Source organism: Arthrobacter sp. EpRS71 (assembly GCF_001512285.1).
Taxonomy (GTDB): domain Bacteria; phylum Actinomycetota; class Actinomycetes; order Actinomycetales; family Micrococcaceae; genus Arthrobacter.
Genome location: NZ_LNUV01000003.1, coordinates 883,550 through 906,207, shown reverse-complemented (window position 1 = coordinate 906,207; position 22,658 = coordinate 883,550). Strand labels below are relative to the sequence as shown.

At 63.3% G+C, this 22,658-nt stretch carries 21 protein-coding genes and 1 pseudogene; 9 read left to right on the top strand and 13 right to left on the bottom strand.

What is annotated here, in order from left to right; all coding sequences use genetic code 11:
* The first annotated feature begins 29 nt into the window (after positions 1 to 29).
* The 5 genes from AR689_RS06945 (at position 30) to AR689_RS06930 (ending at position 4,774) form a co-directional block, all read left to right on the top strand.
* Positions 30 to 1,358 carry an NtaA/DmoA family FMN-dependent monooxygenase gene (locus AR689_RS06945; RefSeq protein ID WP_062068375.1) on the top strand — a complete coding sequence of 443 codons (1,329 nt, stop codon included), beginning with the start codon at positions 30 to 32 and terminating at the stop codon, positions 1,356 to 1,358.
* On the top strand, positions 1,358 to 2,923 hold the full coding sequence (locus tag AR689_RS06940; RefSeq protein ID WP_062068373.1) for an aromatic amino acid ammonia-lyase: 1,566 nt from the start codon (positions 1,358 to 1,360) through the stop codon (positions 2,921 to 2,923). The genes AR689_RS06945 and AR689_RS06940 overlap by 1 nt, the downstream gene beginning before the upstream one ends.
* A complete protein-coding gene (locus tag AR689_RS06935; RefSeq protein ID WP_062068371.1) occupies positions 2,917 to 3,981 on the top strand; it encodes a PLP-dependent cysteine synthase family protein in 1,065 nt (354 codons plus the stop codon). The genes AR689_RS06940 and AR689_RS06935 overlap by 7 nt, the downstream gene beginning before the upstream one ends.
* Positions 3,982 to 4,138: 157 nt before the next feature.
* On the top strand, positions 4,139 to 4,282 hold the full coding sequence (locus AR689_RS23290; RefSeq protein WP_165450169.1) for a hypothetical protein: 144 nt from the start codon (positions 4,139 to 4,141) through the stop codon (positions 4,280 to 4,282).
* Between the two features lie 9 nt (positions 4,283 to 4,291).
* Positions 4,292 to 4,774 carry a carboxymuconolactone decarboxylase family protein gene (locus AR689_RS06930; protein WP_062068369.1) on the top strand — a complete coding sequence of 161 codons (483 nt, stop codon included), beginning with the start codon at positions 4,292 to 4,294 and terminating at the stop codon, positions 4,772 to 4,774.
* 210 nt (positions 4,775 to 4,984) lie between these two features.
* Here the strand turns inward: AR689_RS06930 and AR689_RS06925 are convergent, their stop codons facing one another.
* Both AR689_RS06925 and AR689_RS06920 read right to left on the bottom strand, forming a co-directional pair.
* The gene (locus AR689_RS06925; RefSeq protein WP_062068367.1) at positions 4,985 to 6,451 is read right to left on the bottom strand and encodes an amino acid permease; all 1,467 of its coding nucleotides are present in this window, start codon (positions 6,449 to 6,451) and stop codon (positions 4,985 to 4,987) included.
* Between the two features lie 254 nt (positions 6,452 to 6,705).
* The gene (locus tag AR689_RS06920; RefSeq protein ID WP_062068365.1) at positions 6,706 to 7,647 is read right to left on the bottom strand and encodes an aminodeoxychorismate lyase; all 942 of its coding nucleotides are present in this window, start codon (positions 7,645 to 7,647) and stop codon (positions 6,706 to 6,708) included.
* A gap of 85 nt (positions 7,648 to 7,732) precedes the next feature.
* On the opposite strand from AR689_RS06920, the gene cls reads away from it, so the two are divergent.
* A complete protein-coding gene (cls, locus tag AR689_RS06915; protein WP_156424545.1) occupies positions 7,733 to 9,205 on the top strand; it encodes a cardiolipin synthase in 1,473 nt (490 codons plus the stop codon).
* Positions 9,206 to 9,250: 45 nt separating this feature from the next.
* Here the strand turns inward: cls and pabB are convergent, their stop codons facing one another.
* The 3 genes from pabB to AR689_RS06900 form a co-directional block, all read right to left on the bottom strand.
* Positions 9,251 to 11,284, bottom strand: a complete 2,034-nt coding sequence (pabB, locus tag AR689_RS06910; protein WP_062068361.1) for an aminodeoxychorismate synthase component I — start codon at positions 11,282 to 11,284, stop codon at positions 9,251 to 9,253.
* Positions 11,281 to 11,841, bottom strand: a complete 561-nt coding sequence (locus AR689_RS06905) for a low molecular weight protein-tyrosine-phosphatase (protein WP_062068359.1) — start codon at positions 11,839 to 11,841, stop codon at positions 11,281 to 11,283. The genes pabB and AR689_RS06905 overlap by 4 nt, the downstream gene beginning before the upstream one ends.
* 109 nt (positions 11,842 to 11,950) lie before the next feature.
* Complete coding sequence (locus AR689_RS06900; protein ID WP_062068356.1) at positions 11,951 to 12,556, bottom strand: TetR/AcrR family transcriptional regulator; 606 nt, start codon at positions 12,554 to 12,556, stop codon at positions 11,951 to 11,953.
* A 100-nt stretch (positions 12,557 to 12,656) separates the two neighbouring features.
* Here AR689_RS06900 and AR689_RS06895 point away from each other — a divergent pair, with 100 nt between their 5' ends.
* Entirely contained in the window at positions 12,657 to 12,968 is a 312-nt protein-coding gene (locus AR689_RS06895; RefSeq protein WP_062068354.1) for a putative antibiotic biosynthesis monooxygenase, read from the top strand.
* A gap of 79 nt (positions 12,969 to 13,047) precedes the next feature.
* Here AR689_RS06895 and AR689_RS06890 read toward each other — a convergent pair whose 3' ends face one another.
* The 3 genes and pseudogenes from AR689_RS06890 to uriH form a co-directional block, all read right to left on the bottom strand.
* A complete protein-coding gene (locus AR689_RS06890) occupies positions 13,048 to 14,004 on the bottom strand; it encodes a ribokinase (RefSeq protein WP_062068352.1) in 957 nt (318 codons plus the stop codon).
* Positions 14,001 to 15,443, bottom strand: a complete 1,443-nt coding sequence (uriT, locus tag AR689_RS06885; RefSeq protein WP_062068350.1) for a uridine transporter UriT — start codon at positions 15,441 to 15,443, stop codon at positions 14,001 to 14,003. Before uriT ends, AR689_RS06890 begins: the two co-directional genes overlap by 4 nt.
* Positions 15,443 to 16,479 (bottom strand): annotated as a pseudogene (gene uriH / locus AR689_RS06880) (uridine-preferring nucleoside hydrolase UriH). The gene uriT and the pseudogene uriH overlap by 1 nt, the downstream one beginning before the upstream one ends.
* A 211-nt stretch (positions 16,480 to 16,690) precedes the next feature.
* On the opposite strand from uriH, the gene AR689_RS06875 reads away from it, so the two are divergent.
* Positions 16,691 to 17,734 carry a LacI family DNA-binding transcriptional regulator gene (locus tag AR689_RS06875; protein ID WP_062068348.1) on the top strand — a complete coding sequence of 348 codons (1,044 nt, stop codon included), beginning with the start codon at positions 16,691 to 16,693 and terminating at the stop codon, positions 17,732 to 17,734.
* 29 nt (positions 17,735 to 17,763) lie between these two features.
* On the opposite strand, the gene AR689_RS06870 is transcribed toward AR689_RS06875, so the two are convergent.
* Positions 17,764 to 18,036: a hypothetical protein gene (locus tag AR689_RS06870; RefSeq protein WP_062068346.1), complete on the bottom strand. Its 273-nt coding sequence runs from the start codon at positions 18,034 to 18,036 to the stop codon at positions 17,764 to 17,766.
* Between the two features lie 36 nt (positions 18,037 to 18,072).
* Entirely contained in the window at positions 18,073 to 18,696 is a 624-nt protein-coding gene (locus tag AR689_RS06865; RefSeq protein WP_062068344.1) for a LysE family transporter, read from the bottom strand.
* 151 nt (positions 18,697 to 18,847) lie between these two features.
* Here AR689_RS06865 and AR689_RS06860 point away from each other — a divergent pair, with 151 nt between their 5' ends.
* A complete protein-coding gene (locus AR689_RS06860; protein ID WP_197412814.1) occupies positions 18,848 to 19,939 on the top strand; it encodes a DNA polymerase IV in 1,092 nt (363 codons plus the stop codon).
* A 37-nt stretch (positions 19,940 to 19,976) separates the two neighbouring features.
* On the opposite strand, the gene AR689_RS06855 is transcribed toward AR689_RS06860, so the two are convergent.
* The 3 genes from AR689_RS06855 to AR689_RS06845 are packed head-to-tail and all read right to left on the bottom strand — an operon-like array spanning position 19,977 to position 22,562.
* Complete coding sequence (locus AR689_RS06855) at positions 19,977 to 20,960, bottom strand: aldo/keto reductase (RefSeq protein WP_062068342.1); 984 nt, start codon at positions 20,958 to 20,960, stop codon at positions 19,977 to 19,979.
* 18 nt (positions 20,961 to 20,978) lie between these two features.
* Entirely contained in the window at positions 20,979 to 22,157 is a 1,179-nt protein-coding gene (locus tag AR689_RS06850) for an RNA polymerase sigma factor (protein WP_062068340.1), read from the bottom strand.
* 45 nt (positions 22,158 to 22,202) lie between these two features.
* A complete protein-coding gene (locus AR689_RS06845; RefSeq protein ID WP_062068338.1) occupies positions 22,203 to 22,562 on the bottom strand; it encodes a YciI family protein in 360 nt (119 codons plus the stop codon).
* Between the last annotated feature and the right edge of the window lie 96 nt (positions 22,563 to 22,658).

The window sequence follows — 22,658 nt, the reverse complement described above, 5'->3', positions numbered from 1 at the left end:
CCTGTAACTTCGCATGAAATCAGGTCGCGGTGAACGGACAAAGCAGTTCTACACTCAAGCCCATGCTGCACTTTGGATGGTTCGTAGGCCACGGTTTCGGTGTTCAGGGCTGGGGGACTCCCGGCTACGGCCTGGGCTACGACTGGAAGAAACCCGCCCTGTATCAGGAGGCCGTCCGGGCGTTTGAGCGATCCGGGTTGGACCTGTTCATCATTGAAGATTCCCTCACCGTTCCGGACACCTATGGCGGCACAGCCGAGGTATCCCTGGCGCACGCGTCGTTCGCCCCGAAGCATGATCCGTTGGCGTTGGTCCCTTACCTTCTTTCCGCCACCGAGCACCTCGGGATTGTCCCGACGGTCAGCGCCTCCTTCTACCCGCCTTTCACGGCCGCCCGGCTCCTGGCGACGCTGCAGCACTTCTCTGAAGGGCAGCTTGGCTGGAACGTTGTCACGTCCGGCAGTGACCTCGCCGCGCAGAACTACGGCTTGGACCAACAGATCGAGCATGACCTCCGATACGAGAAAGCGGAGGAATTCGTCGACGTCGTCAGGCGGCTTTGGCGCAGTTGGGAACCGGGCGCCGTGCTTGAGGATGTTGACGCGGGGGTGTTCGCGGACCACAGCAAGGTGCACCCTATTAACCACCAGGGTGACTTCTTCAAGGTCAGGGGCCCACTGAACACTGCGCCTTTACCTGAGGAACCGGTGCTGGTTCAGGCCGGTGCTTCTCCCCGGGGCAAGGCGTTTGCCGGCGGCAATGCTGACGTGGCCATTGCCCTGGCGCGTGGCGTTGACGGGATGAAGTCCTACCGGGACTCGATTCGCGCAGAAGCTGTGAAGGCCGGCCGCAATCCCGACGACGTCAAGGTACTTTTCGTCCTGAAGCCCACCGTTGTTGGTTCCCCGGCCGAGGCCGAGGAGTTGCGGGCCCAGCGGCGGGAACTCACCCAACGCGACATCGACAGCCAGCTGAACTCCATCTCCTACCTCTCCGTAATCGACTTCAAACAGTTCGACCTCGACGCGCCACTGCCTGAATTGACCACCAACAGCAACCAAGGCACCCTGGAGCATTTCGCCAAGGCCGCACCTCCGGGTTCCACGCTGCGCCAGATCCTGCAGGCCCGCAGCGGCGGCGCGGGCGACTCGATCATCGGCACGGCAGGCGAGATCGCCGACTACCTGGAGTCGACAGGGTCCGAGGTGGGTGGCGATGGGTTCCTCTTCTCCGGCTTCGTGGACCCGGTGACGGTGCACAGCGTGCTGGACAAGCTCACGCCCGAACTGCGGCGTCGCGGCCTGTTGAGGAAGAGCTACGGCAACGGCGGGTTCCGGCAGAACCTCTTGGACTTCTAATGGTGACCGGTACGCCGCTGACCTTGGTGATTGGCACGGCTCCGGTGCGTGCTGTGGACGTGGCCCGTGTTGCCGAAGATCCTGCGTTTCACGTGAAACTCAACCAAGATGCGTTGTCTTTGCTACAGAAATCGCGGGAAATTGTGGCACTGACTGCAGCCTCCGGGCAACGCGTGTACGGACTCAACACACTGCTTGGCTCCGGACGGGATACGGCTGTGGAGGAGAAGTCCCTCCTTGCCTATCAGATCCAGGTGATCAGGTATCACAACAGCGGAGTGGGCTCGTACCTGGACCGCGCCGCCGCCCGGGCCGTGATCCTCACCCGACTGATCGGGTTCAGCCGCGGCGGCTCCGGAGTCCGACCCGAAACCGCTGAGTTTTACGCCGAAATGCTCAACCGAGGCGTGTTTCCCGCCATCCCGCGCGAAGGTTCGGTGGGGTCCTCGGACCTGACCCAGCTTGCCGCCGTCGCCGCCGTTGCCATCGGGGAGGGTGAAGCGTTCGGGGCGGACGGCACCCTGATTTCCGGCGCCAAAGCGCTCGCCGACGCCGGCCTGCAGCCCCTGGTTCCCGCGCCCGGTGAGGCCCTCGCCCTGGTCAGCGCAAACGCATACTCGGTGGGCGCCGGAACGCTCGCCTTGCTGCGGCTGCGGCACCTGGCCGAGCTGGCCGACGTCGCACTTTCCCTCTCGCTGGAGACAATCGCCAGGTACGACGGCGGCGGGAACCTCAGCCCGTTTTCGCCGGCAATCCAGGCAGCCAAGGCGGTGGACGGGCAGCGGGACTCGGCTGCCGCGGTGCGCCGCCTCTTGGGCGGTGGGTGGCTCGAGGATGTTCGTCCCGAAGCGTCCGTTCAGGATGCGTTGTCCTTCAGGGCCGCGCCGCAAACTCACGGAGCCTTTCGAACCCTCGTGGCGCAGCTCGATGCTGCCTTGGAGGTGGAACTGAACGGCCGCGGCGATAATCCGCTGGTTGATATCGAGTCCGGGGCCATGGTGTCCGGCGGGAACTTCCAACCGATGCAGTTGGCGCTCGCGTTTGAGGCCCTGCGGCTGGCGTTGGCGCACGTGGGAATGTCCAGTGAACGTCGCATCGCCAAGTTGTATCCGCCGCAACGGGCTATCCGCGCCCGCCATCTGGAGTCGGCATCCTCCGGGGCGGGCCTGGCTCAGGAGGAACTTCCCGGGCTGCTCTGGTATTCGGCTGCCGGACTGCTGGCCGAGCTCAAGTTCCTTGCCGCCCCCGCCACGCTGGGAGCGCCGACTCTTTCTGCCGACGTCGAGGACCATTCAACCCTGGCCCCGCTTGCCTTGCAGCAACTCGAAAAGTCGGTGGAGGCAGCGGAAAAGCTCTTGGTGATCGAGGCGCTGACGGCCTCATATTTGCTGCTTGAGGCAGGAGCCGCGCAGCCGCTGGGAAAGGGGACCGGATTCGTGGTGGGTCGACTCGCGGACGTGCTCGCCCACCGGCCATCCGCGCCGGACTTGGTGGAACGGGCGCGGGCGGAGTTACGTGATGCCGTCGCCCGGGAATTTTCGGAGGCTGGGGAGAGAACGTGGTGAGTACAGTGATCCGCAAACATGGAGTGCACGCGGCTGTCTCCGTCCCTGACGGGCTGGACGCTTCAGTCCTGGACAAGGTGGGCAACACACCTCTGGTGACGTTGGAGGCGCTGGGCCGGGGCTTGGGCAGCACCATCCATGTCAAGCTCGAGTCCGAAAACCCAGGCGGTTCCATCAAAGACCGGACAGCGCTGAGCATGGTCCGGGCGGCGGAAAAGTCCGGGGAACTGAAGCCGGGCGCCACCATTGTGGAGAGTACGTCCGGCAATACCGGGATAGGGCTGGCCCTCATTGGTCACCTGACCGGACACCCGGTAGTGGTGGTTACCGGCGACACGATCTCCGAGGAGAAGCTCGCCGCGTTGCACAACTACGGCGCCCGCGTCATCCTGACCGACTGGAACGCACCGTCGGAATCGCCGGAAAACGCCCGGGCAGTGGCAGCGCGGATTACCGCGGAGACACCCGGAGCGTGGCGGCCGATGCAGTTCGACAACCCTGCCAATCCCGCCGCGCACTATGAAACCACCGGGCCGGAAATCTGGGAACAAACTGGCGGGTTGATCACCCACTTCGTTGCAGGCATCGGAACCGGTGGGACCATCAGCGGGAACGGCAGGTTCTTGAAGGATCGCGTGGCAGCTTCGCGGCCGGGCGGGCATCTGGAGGTTGTTGGCGCCGATCCCTACGGCTCCGCCTACAGCGGCGGACATCCGGGCGAGATCCTGGTGGACGGTGTGGGCAACTCCTGGCCCGAGCCCGAATGGCCGAAGGCTTTCGCCCGCTCCATCGTGGACCGTTTCCTGCGCATCCCCAACGACGAGGTCTACACCACCGTCCACCGGCTCCTTGACGAAGAAGGGCTCGCGCTGGGACCGTCCTCGGGTCTCGCTGTTGCTGCGGCCATTCGTGTGGCACGGGCGGCGCCCCACGGTTCCGTGGTGGTGGCCATCGCGCCCGACGCCGGAACGAACTATATGAGCAAGGCCTTCAACCCGGTGTGGCTGGCAGAGCACGGCATCCGGCTCGCCGCCGACACCGCTGCCGCGCGCGAGTGAACCCTCTCTCACGTCCCTCGGGTTTGGGGTGATCCCTCTCTCACGTCCCTCGGGTTTGGGGTGATCCCTCTCTCACGATGACCTGCGCGTGTCCCTGAGGCCTGCTAGCATCTGAAGCTTCGGCCCGGCACGTTGCCGCCGTAAATTGGGGGATTTCTTGTTTTCACTTGTTGGTATTCTCTACACCCTGCTGATGGTGGCCGTCGCCGCGTTGGTGATTTACGCCTTGGTGCTCGCAATCATCTTCTTGCGACTGCGCATTCAGGAGCTGAAGCGAGGACAGGAACCCCCGTTGCGTTAGGCTCCAAGCATGCCTGAACAGGAAACAACACCACGTTTGGCCGGCTATCTGGACAAGCAGCAGCCGGATCTCTACGCCACACTGAGCCACTATTCACAGCAACTGGTGGACGAAGCTGACCGGCTTGGCATCCCGCGCCGCACCCTTGAACTCATCAACTACTTGTGCTCGCAGATCAACGGCTGTGCCTTCTGCCTGGACCTTCACCATCGTCGGGCCCTGAAGTATGGCGAGACGGAACAACGGCTGTCCCTCGTTGCCGTGTACAAGGAAGTGCAGTTGTTTGAGCCCGCTGAGGCCCTGGCCATGGAGATTGCGGAGCAGATCACCCGCATGAGCTCATCGAGGCCCAGCCCGGAGCTCTTCGGCCAGGCGCGCCAGCACTACAGCGATGAGCAGATCAGCGTGCTGTGCATGGCGGCCATTGGGATCAACGCCTTCAACCGGTTGTCCATTTTGAGCGAGCACCCGGTCCGCGCTGCCAAGAAGTAGGTCCAACCGCTGAAAGGGCGTGCGGCATCCACCTGCTTTGGCGGCGGGAGCCCGTCGACACACCCCGTGGCTGGCGTGTCGGGGAGGTTTGGCCATCAAAGTCGGTGGTGGAGGCCCAGCTGGCCTGGGCTCCTGACCTAGTTTGAGACGAGATCAGCCCCTGGACAACCGGAATAGGTTGCACAGGGGCTGATCTGTATCCACAGAAGGTCAGGAAGCCGCAGAGCCACTCGCTGCTTTCTTGAGCGAACGCCGCCGCCCGTATTTGAAGTAGAAGATCGCGTAGCAAGCCCCCACGAACGGGACGCCGAACAACAGTGCCGCCACCTGGTTGGGATCGAACGCGATGCCGATCAGCGACACCACACAGAGTGCGAACGCGAGGATGGGCACCAGCGGGAACAACGGGGCCTTGTAGGGGAGCGTTGAAAGGTCTCCACCGTTCTTGATGAAGGTCCGGCGGTAGATGAAGTGTGAAGCCACAATGGACATCCACACACCAACAGTGGCGAAACCGGCCACGGAGACCAGCACCAGGTAGACGGTGGCCGGGGCAACCACGCTGCTGATCAGCGAAGCCAGTCCACCCAGCATGCTGACGCAGAGGGCCACCATGGGGATCCCGCGCTTGGTCAATTTACGGAATACCTTGGGTGCGTGGCCTTCGTCTGCCAGCGAGAAGAGCATGCGGGCGCAGGAGAAGAGCCCGCAGTTACCGGCCGAAAGAAGCGCCGTGATGATCACGAAGTTCATGATGTCCGCGGCGAACGGGATGCCGAGCATGGAGAAGACCGTGACGAACGGGCTCTCGTCCACGCTGACCTGCTCATAGGGAATGGTGGCTGCGATGACCACGATCGCACCAACAAAGAAGATCATCAGCCGGATGACCGTGGTCCGCATGGCCTTGGGGATGTTCGCGCCGGGGTTCGCGGTCTCGCCGGCGGCAACGCCGATCAGTTCGGAGCCCGAGAAAGCATAGAACACTGCCAGGCAGGTGACGAAGACGCCGGTGAAGCCGTTCGGGAAGAGCCCGTCCGGTGTGCTGAAGTTCTCGCCAAAGGAGGGGAAATCGCCAGCGGCGAGGGGGTGGAACCCGGCCAGTGCGGCCCCGCCCAGGATGATCAGGCCGACGACGGCGGCGACCTTGATGAGCGCGAACCAGAACTCTGATTCACCAAAGACACGCGATGAAATGGCGTTCAGTGTGAACAGGACGGTGGCGAAGACGAAGCACCAGATCCAGACGTCCACACCCGGGAACCAGCGTTGCATGAGTAGGCCCGCTGCCGTGAACTCGGAACCTAAAGCCACAGCCCAGCAGAGCCAGTACAGCCATGCTGTGGCAAAACCAGTAGCCGGGCCGATGGTGCGGGCAGCGTAAATGTGGAAGGCGCCGGAGACGGGGAACGCGACAGCGAGCTCCCCGAGGCATGCCATCACCAGATAGACCACCACGGCGCCGATGAGGAAAGCGATGACCGCGCCCAGGGGCCCGGCGGTGGAGATGGTGTATCCGGAACTAACGAACAGGCCAGAGCCGATGACGCCGCCCATGGCGATCATCACCAGGTGCCGGGCCTCCATGGACCGGCGGAGGCCTGTGGGTGAGGCGTCAGTCCGGGACTGCGCCTCGTGTGCCGATGCTTCGGCTTCTGTGGGGGAGCTGAGTCCCATATTCCCTCCGGGAAGTTAGCCAGCAAAGTCTGAAGTAGTACCAGCCGGACGTGATCCAACTAACACGAGAACAAGATTCATCACATGGCGAATGACCATTTCAAGGAGCCTAAGAAATGCGATTGAACGCGCGGACCACCCACGGTCGAGGGCAAGAAGTTCTAATCATTGAGTCATGCGAGCGATTACTCTACTTGCCATCTGCTAGGTTCCTAGCGGAGCTCCGTCAGCGAAAACTCTCGCAGTCCCGTGGCTTACTCGATGCCCGCAAATAGCGCATTGAGCTCGGCAGTGAGTTGCTTCCGAACAGCCGGTGTACCGATTTCCTTGCCGTTAATGTGGTTCACGGGAGCAATCAGGCGGATGCTCGAGATGAGCCACACGGCGTCGGCGTCGAACAGGTCCTGGGGGACAAGCGGCCCGTAGCCGAGCTCCCATCCGGCGGCCTTCGCGGCGGCAAACAGCGCACCCTGCGAGGTGCCGGGAAGTATGCCACTGTCATGCTGAGGCGTGATGAGCCGGCGAACAGACCTGACGGAACCGCCGCCGTCGTCGACCGTTTCCACATGAGCCAACAGGACCGTGGACGTCGGCCCCTCCAGGACGCGGCCGTCTGTGGACGTAAAAATGGCGTCGTCTGCGCCTTGTTTGTGGGCGAAGCGCAGCGCAGCCATGTTGACCGCGTAGGAGAGCGTCTTGGCGCCCAGCAACAGCCACGGCGCACGCTCACCGGCTTCGGTGTCGAAGCCACGGTCCAAAAGGACGACGTCGATGCCCGTCTCACGCTGCCGTCGGCTGCCCGCGGGCGAGGGCGAAGCCTGCACCCAGCAGGTAGGGCTGGCTGCGCCTTCAACACCACGGGTGACGATTAACTTGACCACAACCTCGTCTTCCTCCGGCGTAGGGGCAGGATGGACGTCGCGGAACTCGTTGATGGCGGTATCGATCGCCTTGCGCCAGGCATCCTGCTCCGGAAGCACCAGGTCCAATGCTGCCGCGGAACTGCTCAAGCGGTTCAGATGAGCCTGCACCTTGCGGGGACGGCCTTGAACGGCGAGGAGTGATTCGAACACGCCGTCGCCACGCGTGGCGCCAAGGTCCGTGGCCATGATCTGGGGCTGGCTGGAGTCGGCAACACGTCCGTTTTCAAAGGCCGGGTCCAGGAAAACCAAGACCGTGGGAGCAGGTGAAGTCATGCTCCCAGCTTAGTGCGGTGCCGTTGCCATGACTTTGCCGGATAGGCTGAGGTCACTGTTGTTCTTGGAGCGTGGGGGTTTGCAGGTGCTCTTTCCTTTTCCGTTTGGCCAGGAGTGGACCTGGTTACTGGGTGCGTGGGCCATCGCGGAAGTGGTCATGCGGATCGTCCTGCTGGGCATCATTCCCGGTAACAGGCGCCCCACTACTGCCATGGCCTGGCTTTTGGCTGTGTTCCTTATCCCTTCCGTAGGGTTTGTTCTCTTCCTCCTTTTCGGCAACTTCAAACTGTCCAAGCGACGGCGTGAGCAGCAGGAAGAGGTAAATCGGCGCGTTCGTGCCGTCACCTCCGATCTTGCCGACCCGGTGAGCGTTTACTCGGGGCCGGAATGGGTGAAGTCAGCGGGTGAGCTGAATCATCGCCTCGGTTCGCTGCCCATGGTTGACGGCAACAAGGTTGAGCTGATCCCCGGGTACCACGAGTCCATCAAAGCCATGGCCGAAGCGGTCAAGGGTGCCAAGAGCTACATCAACGCCGAGTTCTACATCATGAGCAGCGACTCCGTGACGGACGAACTGCTCACCGAGCTTGAGAACGCTGCTGAACGGGGTGTCACCGTCAGGCTGCTCTTCGACCACATCGGAACGCTGCGGGTCAAGGGATACCGTCGCCTGATCCGCCGGCTCAAAGCAGGCAAGATCCAATGGAAGCGGATGCTTCCGCTGCTTCCCATCCATGGTCAATGGCGGCGTCCGGACCTCCGGAACCACCGCAAGATCATGGTGATCGACGGCGAGATCGCTTTCACCGGCTCCCAGAACCTGATCGAGCCCTCGTACAACAACCCGAAGCACCACAAGGTTGGCCGTAAATGGGTTGAACTCATGTCCCGGCTCGAAGGTCCCATCGTGGCAACCCTCAACGTCGTCTTCGCCACAGACTGGCTCAGCGAAACGGACGAATCCCTTGAGGACCAGCTCCGACTACCAAGCCAGCCCTCTCCGGGCAGCGTCACAGCGCAAGTAGTGCCGAGTGGTCCAGGGTTCGCCACCGAGAACAACCTCCGCTTGTTCAACACCCTGATCTATTCAGCGCAGCACAGGATCTCCATCTGCAGCCCCTACTTTGTGCCGGACGACTCCCTCCTCTACGCCATTACCACCGCCGCGCAGCGAGGCGTCGATGTGGAGCTCTTCGTGTCCGAAAAGGGCGACCAATTCCTGGTTCACCACGCCCAACGCTCCTACTATGAAGCGTTGCTGGGTGCTGGCGTGCGTATCTACCTGTACCGGGCGCCATATGTCCTCCACGCCAAGCACTTCACTATCGACGACGAAGTGGCCGTTCTTGGTTCCAGCAACATGGACATGCGCTCCTTCTCCCTGAACATGGAGGTTTCGGTGATGCTTTTGGGCGCCGAAACCGTGGACCTCATGCGCGCGGTTGAATCCACGTATCGCGAGGTGTCCCGTGAGCTTATGCTGGACGACTGGATGGATAGGCCCCCGCTGGCCAAGTATGTGGATAACGTGGCCAGATTGACCGCCACGCTCCAGTAGTTTGCGTACAGCTAACGCCCTTTAGAGCAGGAGCTGTACAAAAACTCAGTCCGGGAAGTCAGCGCCCAGCGTGGACAGCACACCGAAAGCCTTGGTCCGGATTTCCTGGTACTCGTCATCGGCCACGGAATCCGCGGTGATGGCCCCACCCACGCCGAGGGACAAGGTTCGTCCGCCAGCGCCATCCGGGTTCACCACCAGCGTGCGGATCACCACGGCAAGGTCCGTGGCGGCATTCAATGAGAAGTAGCCGATGGCGCCGGAGTAGATCCCCCTGGGCCCGGACTCGAGCTGGTCCAGGATGTCCATGGTGCTGATCTTCGGTGCTCCTGTCATGGACCCGGCGGGAAAGGCCGCAGCCAAGGCTTCCGCCCGTGGAGCACCCGGCCGAAGGTGCGCGTCGATGGTGCTCACCATTTGGTGGACTGTTGCATAGCTCTCGATCGCGCACAACCTGCTGACAGTCACGGAGCCCGGGACGGCGAAATGGCTGAGGTCGTTGCGCAGCAGGTCCACAATCATGATGTTCTCCGCACGGTCCTTCAGCGACGTCTCAAGGTCGTGCCGCAGAGCAGCATCCTCAGAAGCGTCAGCAGACCGGCCGCGGGTGCCCTTGATCGGCTCGGCGCGCATACCGCCGTCGGACATGATGCGCAGGAACCGCTCAGGTGATGAACTTGCCACCACCAATTCGCCGAACCGAAGGTAACTGGCAAAGGGTGCAGGGTTCCGGCGCCTCAGCGCCAGGTAGCTTGCCCACGGATCCAACGTCCCCGCCGGAGATTCCAACGTGGTGGTCAGGCAGATCTCGTAGGAGTTACCTTCGCTGATTTGATGCTGGGAGTGTGCAATCTTCTGCTTATACTCCGTGGCGGAGTCCCGGCTAACGAATTCGGGAACCGTCCCGGAAGGCTCTACGACAGCCCCGGCAACCCCGGCGGCAGCAGCCTCAATGGCGGTGCGGGCCGCACGCAACCATTCCTCGGCGTCGGGCGCTTCCAAGGCGAGCAGCCAGACAGTCTGTTCGCGATGATCCACCACCACAGCCCGGCCGGCGAAGAGCAAGGCGGCGTCCGGGGTGGGGGAGGAGACGTCATTCCCGCCTGTTTCGCGCTTGAGTTCGTAGCCGAGGTAGCCGAGCCAGCCGAGCGTGAACTGGCCGTCGTAACCTCGGGGCGCGCGGACGGCCCGGCGGCCCCAGACGGAATCGAGCCAGCGGAAGAACGGCCCGGAGGTCCTGACGGAGGCGGAACCGGTGGTCACTTGGGTGGTTCCGGAGCGGTGCAGTACCGACTGGCCGAACGTGCCGCCGTCGTCAGCCAGGATGCTGAAGCGGCTGCGGGCGGCCGCTTGGGAACGGCCGGCGACGGCGGAGGCGTTGGAAGAATCCAGCCACACGGCGTTCGTGGACTTGCCGTAGAGGGACTCGAAGAGCACCGCAGCGTCGGGGGTAGCCTCCAGGCGCTCCGAACGCAGTTGCAGTCCCCGCCGCGCACTGAGTTCCGGCGACAAAATCGACGCAACGGAAGGCAGGTACATGAGGGCCTGCAGGACATGGTCCGGCGCACTGCCGTCGGCGAGGTTTTGAACGCGGACGTCGGCGGCGCTGATCACCTGATCGCTGGCAAGCCACTCGTCTTCCTGGGCTGCCCAACTGTCCCAGTACGGTTCGTAGGTGCTTCCGTCACGGGTCAAAGCACGACGACGGCGGTCGTCGCCGGGGGATTCCACCCACACCACGGCGTCCAGCATGGAACGGGCGGCGTCCGCTGCCGCTCCTACCCCCTCAACAATCACGATCTCGGCGGGCAGCGTGACGTTCAGGCCGCCGTCGTAATGCTTGTCCCAATCCCAGCTGGTCCACTCTGCCGCCAGGCCTTCGCTGAGAGGCTTCAGGACCGTGCCCACGTAGCGCTCAATGCCGGGCATGAGGCCGTTCCAGCCGGGGTAGATGTCCTCCAGGTGGAACAGCGAAACCTTGTGGTGTTGCCGTAACCGGGCCGCCAGTTCAACGGCAAGTGTGGTTTTTCCTGCGCCGGACCTGCCGTCAACAGCGATGATCACAGGTGCAGGGGTCATGTCATAGAGGTTACCTGCTGGGGCTCGTGGGTTTTCGCGTCCTGGGACGCGGCGACGGCTGCCCTGACATGCTGCACGATCCCGGGAATGGCGGCTTTGATGAGCGTCCACGTGTTGTCGAAGTCGGTGTGGCCACCGTACCAAGGGTCTTCGATGCCGAGGTCCAAGGAGCTGCGGCCTGCCATGTGGGGATCGTAGCTGCGGAACATCCGGACTTTTTCGAGGGAGGCGTGATTCGGGGCGCCTGCTTGGAGCCAACCGAAATGATCAACGTCAAGGGCGAGGATCAGGTCCCTTTCGGCGTACCATTCAGGCCGCCATTCGCGGGCAACATGGTCTTCGGAAGCCAGGTGATGGGCTGTCAAAACCCGCGCGGCCCGGGGGTCTATGGGGTGTCCCACCTCGTACCCCGTGGTGCCCGCGGAGTCCACCACTACGAGCTCGCCGAGCCCTTCCGCGTCGAAGGCTTCGGTCAGCATAAGCGCTGCCATGGGCGAACGGCAGATGTTTCCGGTGCAGACCGTGATGATGCGGTATGGGCTCGTCGTTGAGTACATGCAGCAAGCATGGTTCATGGCGACCCCTCTTGGCTAGGGGCAACTTCACAAGTGAGTCACTTTTCCTGTCAAAGCTGTCACGCGGGTGCTTCGGGTCAGCGGGTTGCGCTCAGGCGGAGGCAGGTTCCTGGGCCTCGGCGGCCAGCGCTGCGGCTGTCAGATAGACGGTGCGTACGACGGCGGCGCGTCGCCTTTCGGTGCGGTCCGGGCCGCCGCCGGCCATCAGTCCGTCGAGCGCCGGCAGCACGGGGGCGGCGTCGCAGAGACTCACGATGGTGATGAGGAGATCTCCCGCATCCTCCCTGGAGACTCCGGGCAAGGCTGCGATGGTGCTGTTGACCTTTGAAGCGCAGTTGGCCATCCGCTTGGGTAGCCCAACAACTTCCGTGCCCCGTTCCAGTCCTTCCCAGAAGAGGAGGCGTGGTGCTGTGGCGTCCTTCTGGTGGTGGTCGAAGAGCCTGCCGGCGTAGTCCGCCATGGCTTCAGGTCCGCTGCCTTCGATGGGTACTTCGTCCATGAGGGAGCTGAGGGCGGCAACGATCACGGCGTCGAAGAGCGCGTTCTTATTGCCGAAGTACTGGTAGATCCGTTCCTTGTTGACGCCGGCTTCTGCCGCGATGCGGTCGATGCGGGCGCCAGCGAGTCCACGCGTGCAGAACTCGCTGGTGGCCGCCTCGAGAAGCAGCGCCTTGGTTCGTTCTGTGTCCCATGCCATAGGGGTCATATTACCAGTTTCCAACTAGGTGGTTGTAATTTCTTGCGGGCTTGGTTATGGTGATTCCAAGCCAAAAGCAACCGTTTAGTTGGAGAATGTTATGACTGCCCAAGCTACGTCTGAAGTCACCGCTGCGTCACCCGCGGCCACTGCTCGTCCGCAAGCGCCGTCCGTCCACATGAGGGCCCTCATTACCTGGCTCGCCATCTTCCCGCTCGTGTCCATTGGGATGCTGCTGCTGGGCCCCATCATGGAGCCGTGGCACCCGGTCCTCCGTGCGCTGGTCCTGACAGCGTTCGTGGTTCCCACGGCGGTCTACTTTGTAGTTCCCCGCCTGTTCGCCGGCCACGGTGCACTGAGTCGCAAGGCCGTGGAGCGCGCCGCCCAACGTGCAGCCCGCAAGTCCGCTTAACCCAAGTAGGTCGCAGATCAGGTCGTTCTGAGCGCTCAGAACGACCTGATCTGCGACCCAGTTGGGTGCAGCGCCGGGACTAAGCGCCCCGCAGTTTCTCGACGTCGGCAATGGTTGGGTAGGCGGCCTGCGTGCCCTTCTTTGTTGCAGCCAACGCAGCGGCTACCGAGGCGAACGCGGCGGCGTCGGCAAGTGATTCGCCGGCGGCAAGCCGCGCAGCCACGGCGCCAGTGAAAGCATCGCCGGCTCCTGTGGTGTCAACGGCTGAAACCCGGGTTGGGGCAATGCGGGTGATCTGGTCTTCGGCGCCACGGGCCAAGGAATCGAGCACCACGGAACCCTGCGCGCCGAGGGTCACCAGCACGCGCTGCAAACCGCGGTCGGCGAACTGGCTCCGGACAGGTTCCCACGCCTCGGCCTCCGCGTCGGCGCCCGGTACATCCGCTTCGGTACCGAGGAACAGCGAGGCCTCGTGGGCGTTCACCAGGAGCACATCGCTCACGTCGGCCAAAATCTCAGGCACCTCCGCATAAGGCGAGAGGTTCAGCAGAACGGTCGCACCGGCGTCGTGCCCTGCTTGGGCGGCGGCAATCACGGTATCGGTCTCCACCTCCAGGCAGAGGCACACCACGGCCGCATCCTGGAAGGCGTCGGGCGTAACGTCCGCAGGCCTGAGCGTGCCATTAGCGCCGGCCGAGATGATGATACTGTTCTCACCGCTGGAATCCACCGAAATGACGGCCACCCCGGTAGCGACGTCGGAGCGTCGGACGCGGGAAACGTCCACACCGGCGCTGGCCGTCGAGTCCAGGAGCATGGTGCCGTTGGCATCGTCACCCACGGCGCCGATCAGGCTGACCTGACCGCCGAGCTTGCTCGCAGCCACGGCCTGGTTGGCACTCTTCCCGCCGGGATTGACGGCGAAACCGTTGCCATGGACCGTCTCGCCGGGTTGGGGGAGTCGGTCGCAGTAGATGGTGAGGTCTGCGTTCAGGGAGCCGACGACGACGATTCCCGCCTTGGGTGCGCTGGTCATGCGGTCACCTTTTCGGTTTCGGTCACTTCTGCGTCCACCGGTTTGGGGATCAGGAGCGAGGCCGCGAAGGCCGCGAGGGTGATGGCCAGGCCAACCACAACCACCGTCAGATAAGAGGCCTTGGCATCATTGAGCGAAGCCGTGGCCACGAGGACTGCCGGAAGAACCAGGAAGCTCAGCCCGGCGCCCAGGTTGAAGGCGCCCGCGTTCATGCCGGGGAGGAAGCCCGGGTTGCCCTGCGGCGAGAGAACCACGCCGAGTCCGTTCAGCATGATGTTGACGGTACCGGCGTACATGATGCCCAGCAAGGCCGTGCCCACAATCATCATGGGCAGGTTGTTGAGGCCGAAGAACGCAATGATGGCCAAGGCCACGAGGCTCCCGAGCAGGCCGATGCGCAGCACCTTGGTGTAGCCGAGTACCGGTGCCAGGCGGCCGCTGATGGGACCGAACAGCCAGCCGAGGAGGGCATACGGGGTGAGGATGATGAGCGACATCTCCGTGGGGCCCACGCCGAACCCGGGGTCGGCGGCCTGAACGTACGCGGGGACTATGCCGTTGATGACCGCGAAGATGCCGGTCATGGTCAAGGTAGTGGTCAGCAGCGGGGCCCACGTGGAGCGCTGGCGCAGGTGCACGGTTTCCACCATGGGCTGCTTCGCGCGCTTCTCCACAGTCCAGAACGCAAAGAACGCGACGGCGGCAACCACCGTGAGCACGACCGCGAGGGTCAAGGTGCCGGCGTCGAAAGCCGTGGCAAGTTTGGCGCCTTCGTTCAGGGCAGTCAGCAGGGCGCCCACTGCGATAACGATGAAGAACACGCCCAGCCAGTCCATGGTGGTCCCGGCGGCGGGCTTGCTCTCGCCGGCCAGAACAGCGATGAGGACGGTTGCTACGAGGGCCAAAGCCACCATGAGCCAGAAGATGCTGCGGAATCCGAAGTTCTCAGCGAAGTAGCCGCCAACGAAGGAGTCGACACCGGCCACGCCGCCGTTGACTGCTGTGATGAGGCCCATGAGGGTGCCGTACTTGCGTGGGTTGCTGACGGCTGACCGGAGCATGATCAGGCAGAGCGGAACCGTGGGGCCGCTGACGCCCTGGATGATGCGGCCCACGAAGAGCCACGTGACATCAGGGGCCATGGCTGCAATGACGGAGCCGACAGCCATGAGGAGCATCATGCCGACGAGGATCTTTTTCCTGCCCACGATGTCGCTCAGGCGGGGGAGGAAGAGGGAGAACAGGGCTGCAGCGGTGAAGAACCAGGTCTGGGACAGGCCGATGGTGGCTTGGTCCGTGTTGAGTTCGTTGCCCATGGTCACCAGGGCCGGGCTGAGCATGGAGGCGTTGAGCTGGAAGGCCACGCAGGCTGCCAACAGGGCAACCATGAGGGCGGTGACGTTGCCGCGGGAGGACTTGGTTTCTGGGATGGCGGTCATTACTTTGCCTCTCCAGCCAGGATGGCCTCTGCGGTGGCACTGACGTCGGCCTCAGCAACAGCGGTGGCGTCAGCGCCGCCGTCGAGCGTTGGTTCGCCGATCCTGACGATCGCATCGGTGACCAGATCCCAGAACTTCTTGTGGTCCAGGTCCACGGCCACGGAGGTGTGGCAGTCCTCCGGCGCGGGAGCGCGGAAGTCGGCCACGGTCATGCCGAGGGTGAGCTTGCCTTGGAGTTCGATGTCCACGGGGACCTTGCGGGTGGTCATGACGGTGGGGTCGATGACGTAGGCAACAGCGCAGGGGTCGTGTACCGGCGGGAAGTCGAAGCCCTGGGCGTCCTTGTACGTCTTCTGGAAGAAGTCCATGAGTTCCATGACGAACTTGGCCGGCTTGGTGCCAATTTTGGCTATCCGCTGGACAACCTCATCAGTGGCCAGCGCCTGGTGCGTCAGGTCCAGTCCCACCATGACAACGGGCCATTTTCGTTGAAGACGATGTGCGCAGCTTCGGGGTCAATGATGATGTTGAACTCGGCTACGGCGCTCCAGTTGCCCACGTGGTAGCCGCCGCCCATGAGGACGACTTCCTTGACGCGCTCAACGATGCGCGGTTCCTTGCGGGCAGCCATGGCGATGTTGGTGAGGCCCGCTGTGGGGACCAGGGTGACGGTGCCCGGCTCATGAGCCATGACGGTGTCAATGATGAGGTCGACGGCGTGGCGCGGGTCCAGTTCGATAGCGGACTCGGGCTGCTCCGGGCCGTCCATCCCGGAATCACCGTGGATGCTGGGGGCTGTTTCGATGGTGCGGACCAAGGGGAGAACGCAACCTGCGGCGAAAGGGACGCCGGTGATGCCGGCAATCGTGGCCACTGACAGGGCGTTGCGGGTGACTTTTTCCAAGGTCTGGTTGCCCACCACGGTTGTCACTGCGAGCAGCTCGATGTCCGGGTTGCCGTGTGCCAGCAGCAACGCCACGGCGTCGTCATGGCCGGGGTCGCAGTCAAGAATGATCTTCTTGCGTGCCGGTGTCATGGTGTTGGGATCCACGTTTCTCTCCACGTCATTGGGGCCTGCCAGGTACTTGCCCGGGGCAGGGCGCTAAGCATTCAGGGGAATTCTGGCACTGCTTTGTGGGTTACGTCAAACGCTTAACGTAGATCCAATGCCCCAACTCTGCTTACAACGTCAAGCGCTTGATGCCTTCTCGCAGGTCAGAGCGGTTCATGAACGCTACGATCGATGCATGGAATCCCTGGATCGGCGCCACGCCCGCGCGCCACGTTCGCCTCGCGTGACGGCCGCGATGGTGGCCGCCCGGGCAGGCGTCTCGACGGCCACCGTCTCCCTGGTGGCGAACGGCAAAACCCAGGGACGGGTGTCCGACGACAACATTTCCCGGGTCCGCACAGCCATTTCCGAGCTTGGCTACGTGGTGGACAGCATCGGCAGTTCCCTGGCTCGCGGGGTCAGCTCCATCGTCATTTTGGTAACTCCGGACGTGTCCAACCCATTCTTCGCCAACGTGATCGCAGGGGTTCGGGAATCGCTGGGCTCCCAATATCAGTTGCTGCTGTCAGTGACCGACGCCGGCCAGTCACCACAGGCTGACGACGTCCGCAAACTTTTGGCCCTCCGGCCCGCCGGCCTCCTGGTGGGCGCCCCCAGTGCGGAATTCCTGGAAGACCTGTCCGCCGCAGGACCCCTGGTGCTGTTGGACGCCCCGGGCCTCGAGGCCTACGCCCCATCTGTGAACCTCGATGTTGCCCAGGGCGCCCGGGAACTTGCCCGGCATTTGGCGTCGTCCGGTCATACCCGCGCCGCATACGTGGACGGCGTGACAGGCACAACCACCTTCCAGCTGCGCCGCGAAGCCTTCTTGGCTGAGGCAGCTGCCTGTGGTCTTTCAGTGGCAGACGGGCACGTCATCAGCACCCCGATCGACGTCGGTGCTGCCGCTGCCTCCTTCGCCGAAGCGTGGCCGGAGTGGCAACGGCAGGGGGTCACCGCCGTCGTCTGCGGTACCGATACGCATGCCTATGGCGTGCTGCAGGAAGCCCGCGTTGAGGGAGTCCGGATTCCCGAGGAGTTGGCCGTGGCAGGCTTCGATGACCTGCCCTACTCGGCCACCAGCAACCCCAGCCTCACCAGCGTCCACCTGCCGGCAACGCCCCTGGGACGTAAAGCGGGCGAGCAGTTACGGGGGCTCATGGAAGGCCTGCCGCTCGACGAGTCACATGTGACGCTCGAGAGCTCGCTGGTGGTGCGCGGATCTACGTCGCTCAGTTAGTACTGGGCAAATGCTACGGAGGAGAGGGGCTAGGGGAGGAGTGGGCGTAGCTGCTCTTCCGAGACGGGGTTCGGCACCGTGAAGTAGATCTGGGGCGCCGTCATATCGCCCCAATCCTCTTTCTTCACCCGCACCACCGACGCAGTGACTTCCGCGATCCGCACACGCAGCCACGCGCCGTCGTCGAGCAGTAATTCGTGCGGGTCGGCAAGGTAGCGAAGCCCGAGCTCGTCAACGGGCTTCATCCAGCCCACGTGCTCACGGTCGTCCGCTCGTCGGTGTTCGATCCAGTCCGGTTCCATGGCTTCGACGGTAGCAGCCGCGTTTTGCTGCCGGGGCTAGTGGATGACGGCCAGCAGGATGCCCACGAGGACGAACAAGCAGCCAAAGATGCGGTTGAGGATGGTTTGGCCGCGCTGGTCGTGGGTAAATCGCTGGAAGGACCGGGCGGCAAGGGCGAAGAAGAACCACATCACCATGATGTCGATGAACAAGACCGTGGCTGTCAGCACAGCGTATTGCTGGAGCAGCGGCTGGTCCGGCCTGATGAACTGGGGCATGAACGCGAGGAAGAAGACGATTGCCTTGGGGTTCAGCAGGTTCACCCAGATGCCGCGCTGGAACATGGAGAGGGCGGACTCGTTCTTCTTGTCCGCAACTTCTTCCTGGTCCAGGTCCGGCTTGTGCAGGAACTGCCGGATGCCGAGGTAGACCAGATATGCCGCGCCGGCATAACGAATAACGTTGAAGATCACTGGCGAGTTGGACACCAGCACGCCGACGCCCAAAGCGACGATCACGATGTGGATGACCAACGCCACCTGCTGTCCGAGGATGCCCCAGATAGAGCGGCGGAAGCCCGAATTGAGCGAGTTGCTCATGGTGAAGATGGCACCGGCGCCGGGAGTGAAACTGATCAGGGTGCCGGCACCAACCAAGGCCAGCCAAAGTGAAAACTGCACACCTCAGCTTATGTCGGCGGCGTGGGTGCTCTGGACGTGCGCCTTCACCACCCTCTTTGGCGGCTGACCTACCCGAAGGCACCCGAAATAGGTTGTTTCCAGTGCTCCCGGAGTTCAAAGTAGGTGGGGAAGGTACAACGCACGCAACACCATGGGGCAAACTGGTGCCGTGAGCGGAATCCCGTGGGTGCTGCACGTTGATCTGGACCAGTTCATTGCTGCCGTCGAGGTCCTCCGACGGCCTGAGCTTGCGGGCAAGCCGATCATCGTGGGTGGCAGGGGAGATCCCACGGAACGGGCCGTGGTGTCCACCGCGTCCTACGAAGCCCGGGCGTTCGGCGTCGGTTCCGGCATGCCCCTGAGGATCGCAGCCCGGAAAGTGCCCGACGCCATCATCTTGCCCGTCGATCAGGAGGCCTACCTTGCGGCCTCGGAGGTGGTGATGGCCACCCTTCGTGCGCAACCCGGGGCCACGGTGCAAGTCCTCGGCTGGGACGAGGCTTTCGTCGGTGTGACCACTGAAGACCCGGAAGCCTACGCCAGGCAGATCCAAGCTGCAGTCCTGGAGCAAACCCGGTTGCAGTGCAGCGTGGGCATTGGCGACACGCTGGTCCGCGCCAAGAACGCAACGGATTTCGGCAAACCTGCCGGCACCTTTCGGCTCACCCAAGAGAACTGGCTGGAGGTTATGGGTGACAAGCCCACCAAGGAATTGTGGGGCGTGGGACCCAAAGTGTCACAGCGTTTGGCGAAGCATCACATCACCACGGTGGCTGAGCTTGCAGCAATCGACCCGCAGGAACTGGTACCGGAGTTTGGGCCCAAGATGGGGCCTTGGTACGCGCAGCTGGGACGCGGGGAAGGTTCCAGCGAGGTGGATGACACTCCGTGGGTGGCCCGGGCACACGGCCGCGAAACAACCTTTCAACAAGACCTGACAGAACCCGCCCAGATCAGCGACGCCATCAAGGAGTTGACCGCTCGCGTCCTCGAGGACGTGGCGGCCGAGGGCCGGCCGGTGGTCGGACTGACGCTCAAGGTCCGTTACAAGCCGTTCTTCACAAAAACCTACGCAAGGAAGATCCCCGAGTCATTCGACCGCGAGGAAGTCCTGGCGCAGGCTTTGGAACTCACGGCGAAGATCGAACCGGACCGTCCCATCAGGCTCCTCGGCCTGCGTGCAGAGATGTCCATGCCCGAGGAGGCCCGTAAGGGACACACGCCGACGCGCAGCGGCTGGTGACGCCGTCGAACGTTAACGCCCGACGGCGGCCCTGCCGCTACCAGCGCGGGTGAATCGCTTCGCGGAAGTAGCGGTCGTAGATGTCCCGAACACCGTCAGCCAAGCCTGCGCCCACAGCCTGCAGCCCACCCGCTTCAGCATTGGCCGCTGCCTGGGAAGAGGACCGCGCACCGGGAATGACCGAGGTGACACCGTCCTGGGCGATGACCCAGGCGAGGGCCGCTTGCGCGGTGGTGACGCCGTCGGGAACCAATCCGCTGAACTCCTGCGCGGCCTTGATTCCGGTGGCGAAATCGACGCCGGAGAAGGTTTCACCGACGTCGAACGAAGACCCGTCGCGGTTGTAATTGCGGTGATCGTTCTCCGGGAACTCGGTATCCGGCGTGTACTTCCCGGACAGCAAACCGGAGGCCAGCGGCACGCGGGCGATGATACCTACGCCAGCTTCCTTTGCTGCGGGTAGAACCTCATCCAAGGGCTTGAGGCGGAAGGCGTTGAGGATGATCTGCACGGATGCGGTGTTCCCGCGCTTGATGGCCTCCAGGGCTTCGTCCGTACGCTCGACGCTGACGCCGTAGTTGCGGATTGCACCCTCGCTGACCAAGGTGTCCAGTGCGTCGTACACTTCGTCGCTGCTGTAGACGGACGTGGGAGGGCAGTGCAGTTGAACCAGGTCCAGGGTGTCCTGCTGCAGGTTTCGGCGTGAGCGGTCGGTCCACGCCCGGAAGCTCTCCAGAGTGTAATTTTCGTGGACCTGATCCACGCGGCGGCCCATCTTGGTGGCCACCGTAATGTTCAGGTCAGGGTGGGTGCGGAGGAAGCGTCCAATGAACTGTTCGCTGCGGCCGTCCCCGTAGACGTCTGCGGTGTCAAAGAAATTGACGCCGCTTTCCACCGAGGCTTCCAGGACGGCAAGGGCGTCCTCTTCCGTGACGGAACCCCAGTCGGCTCCAAGCTGCCATGTGCCCAGTCCGACGGTGGAGACGGCCCGGCCGGTCTTGCCAAGTATGCGTTGTACCATGGATTCGACTATATGGGGTCACTGCTCGTCCATCCGCGCTACCTTTCCCATTAAGTACTTTCGTTCCGGCAGGCTTCCGGTCTTTTTGGCGGCGGAAAGGTACGCTGCGCGGGCTTCGGCGTAGGAGCCGGACATTTCCAGTAGATGGCCACGCACCACGTCCAGCCGGTGCGTCCGGGCCAGCGCCGCATCCAGTCCTGCCAGCAACTCCAGACCCGCGGCCGGCCCGTGCACCATGGCCACAGCTACCGCGCGATTCAGCGTGACCACGGGACTGGGCGCCACGGCTTCAAGGACTGTGTACAGCGCGAGAATTTGGGGCCAGTCGGTCTCTTCGTCGGAGGCGGCCTCGGCGTGCACGGCGGCGATGGCCGCCTGGAGCTGATAGGGCCCGGCGGCGCCGCGACCCAGCACGGAGGACAGCAGAGTGATGCCTTCTTCGATCTGTTCCCGGTTCCACAGGCGCCGTTCCTGCTCCGCCAACGGCACAGGCGTTCCGTCTGCCAACGCACGGGCTGCGCGCCGGGAATCGGTGAGCAGCATCAGTGCCAGCAGCCCAGTCGCCTCCAGCTCTCGCGGGGCAACGGCCACCAGCAGGCGCGTCACGCGGATGGCCTCAGTGGTGAGCTCTTCGCGCTGCAGGGATGGACCCGAGCTTGCCGCGTAACCTTCGTTGAAGATCAGGTACAGGACGTGAAGTACGACGCCGAGCCTCGCCTTGCGCTCGGAAGGCGGCGGCATGGTGAAGGTGCCTCCCGCCTTCTGGATCCCCTGTTTCGCGCGGCTGATTCGCTGCCCCATGGTCGCTTCGGGAACCAGGAAAGCCGAGGCGATTTCCGCCGTCGTGAGTCCTCCAACGGCCCGGAGCGTTAACGCGAGTTGTGATGGGGCTGAGAGTGCAGGATGGCAGCACAGGAACATCAAGGTGAGGGTGTCGTCAGCTTCTGAAACAGAGCTGTAGGAGAAGTCCACGTCCATGGCAGCAACGCGTTCCTCGCGTGCTCGCCGGGCGCTTTCGCTTCGATAAAAGTCCACCAAACGGCGGTTGGCGACGGCCAGCAGCCATGCTCGTGGGTTGTCCGGCCACGCGGTTGGCCATCGTAGGGAAGCTTCGAGGAGTGCTTCCTGGACGGCGTCCTCGCAAGCATCGAAGTGGCCGTGATTGCGCGCCAGCACGCCGAGGACCTGCGGCGCCAGAGTGCGCAGCAGGTCCTCTAAAGGTGCGGTGGGCGACGAATCCAGCTAAACCTCCGGAGGCGCTTCCTGAACTGCGCGAAGCTCAACCACCTGCGCGTACTTCACGATGCTGGAACAAATCTCCACCGCGCGTTCCTCGCTGGCCACATCAACCACCCAGTAGCCCACCAGGGACTCCTTCGATTCGGCGTAGGGCCCGTCCGTGGTGATGACACCGTCCGGGGTTTGCTTGACCAGCTTCGCGGTGCTGCCATCGGCCAGGCCGGCGTTGAACACCATTTCCCCGGATTCGGTGAGGTCCTTGTCGATCTGGATCATGAATCCGATCATTTCCTGGATCCATGCGGGGTCGGCGGTCTCCATCATGCCCTCGGCCGATCCGAACATCATGATCATGTATTTCATCTCAAAACTCCTTATGAGGGGCGCCCTTGGTGGGTGCTTTCACTCATGGGTCGGAACTGCGGCCGGCATTTCTACATGGTGGGGCAAACTTTCATG

Coding starts and splice junctions, on each gene's coding strand:
- AR689_RS06870 (WP_062068346.1), bottom strand. CDS start 18,036: ATGGAACCGGACTGGATCGAACACCGACGAGCGGACGACCGTGAGCAC.
- AR689_RS06930 (WP_062068369.1), top strand. CDS start 4,292: ATGCCTGAACAGGAAACAACACCACGTTTGGCCGGCTATCTGGACAAG.
- AR689_RS06920 (WP_062068365.1), bottom strand. CDS start 7,647: ATGACTTCACCTGCTCCCACGGTCTTGGTTTTCCTGGACCCGGCCTTT.
- AR689_RS06905 (WP_062068359.1), bottom strand. CDS start 11,841: ATGTACTCAACGACGAGCCCATACCGCATCATCACGGTCTGCACCGGA.
- uriT (WP_062068350.1), bottom strand. CDS start 15,443: ATGACCGCCATCCCAGAAACCAAGTCCTCCCGCGGCAACGTCACCGCC.
- AR689_RS06900 (WP_062068356.1), bottom strand. CDS start 12,556: ATGGCATGGGACACAGAACGAACCAAGGCGCTGCTTCTCGAGGCGGCC.
- AR689_RS06940 (WP_062068373.1), top strand. CDS start 1,358: ATGGTGACCGGTACGCCGCTGACCTTGGTGATTGGCACGGCTCCGGTG.
- AR689_RS06925 (WP_062068367.1), bottom strand. CDS start 6,451: ATGGGACTCAGCTCCCCCACAGAAGCCGAAGCATCGGCACACGAGGCG.
- AR689_RS06860 (WP_197412814.1), top strand. CDS start 18,848: ATGGGGCAAACTGGTGCCGTGAGCGGAATCCCGTGGGTGCTGCACGTT.
- AR689_RS06890 (WP_062068352.1), bottom strand. CDS start 14,004: ATGACCAGCGCACCCAAGGCGGGAATCGTCGTCGTCGGCTCCCTGAAC.
- pabB (WP_062068361.1), bottom strand. CDS start 11,284: ATGACCCCTGCACCTGTGATCATCGCTGTTGACGGCAGGTCCGGCGCA.
- AR689_RS06845 (WP_062068338.1), bottom strand. CDS start 22,562: ATGAAATACATGATCATGATGTTCGGATCGGCCGAGGGCATGATGGAG.
- AR689_RS06895 (WP_062068354.1), top strand. CDS start 12,657: ATGACTGCCCAAGCTACGTCTGAAGTCACCGCTGCGTCACCCGCGGCC.
- AR689_RS06855 (WP_062068342.1), bottom strand. CDS start 20,960: ATGGTACAACGCATACTTGGCAAGACCGGCCGGGCCGTCTCCACCGTC.
- AR689_RS06875 (WP_062068348.1), top strand. CDS start 16,691: ATGGAATCCCTGGATCGGCGCCACGCCCGCGCGCCACGTTCGCCTCGC.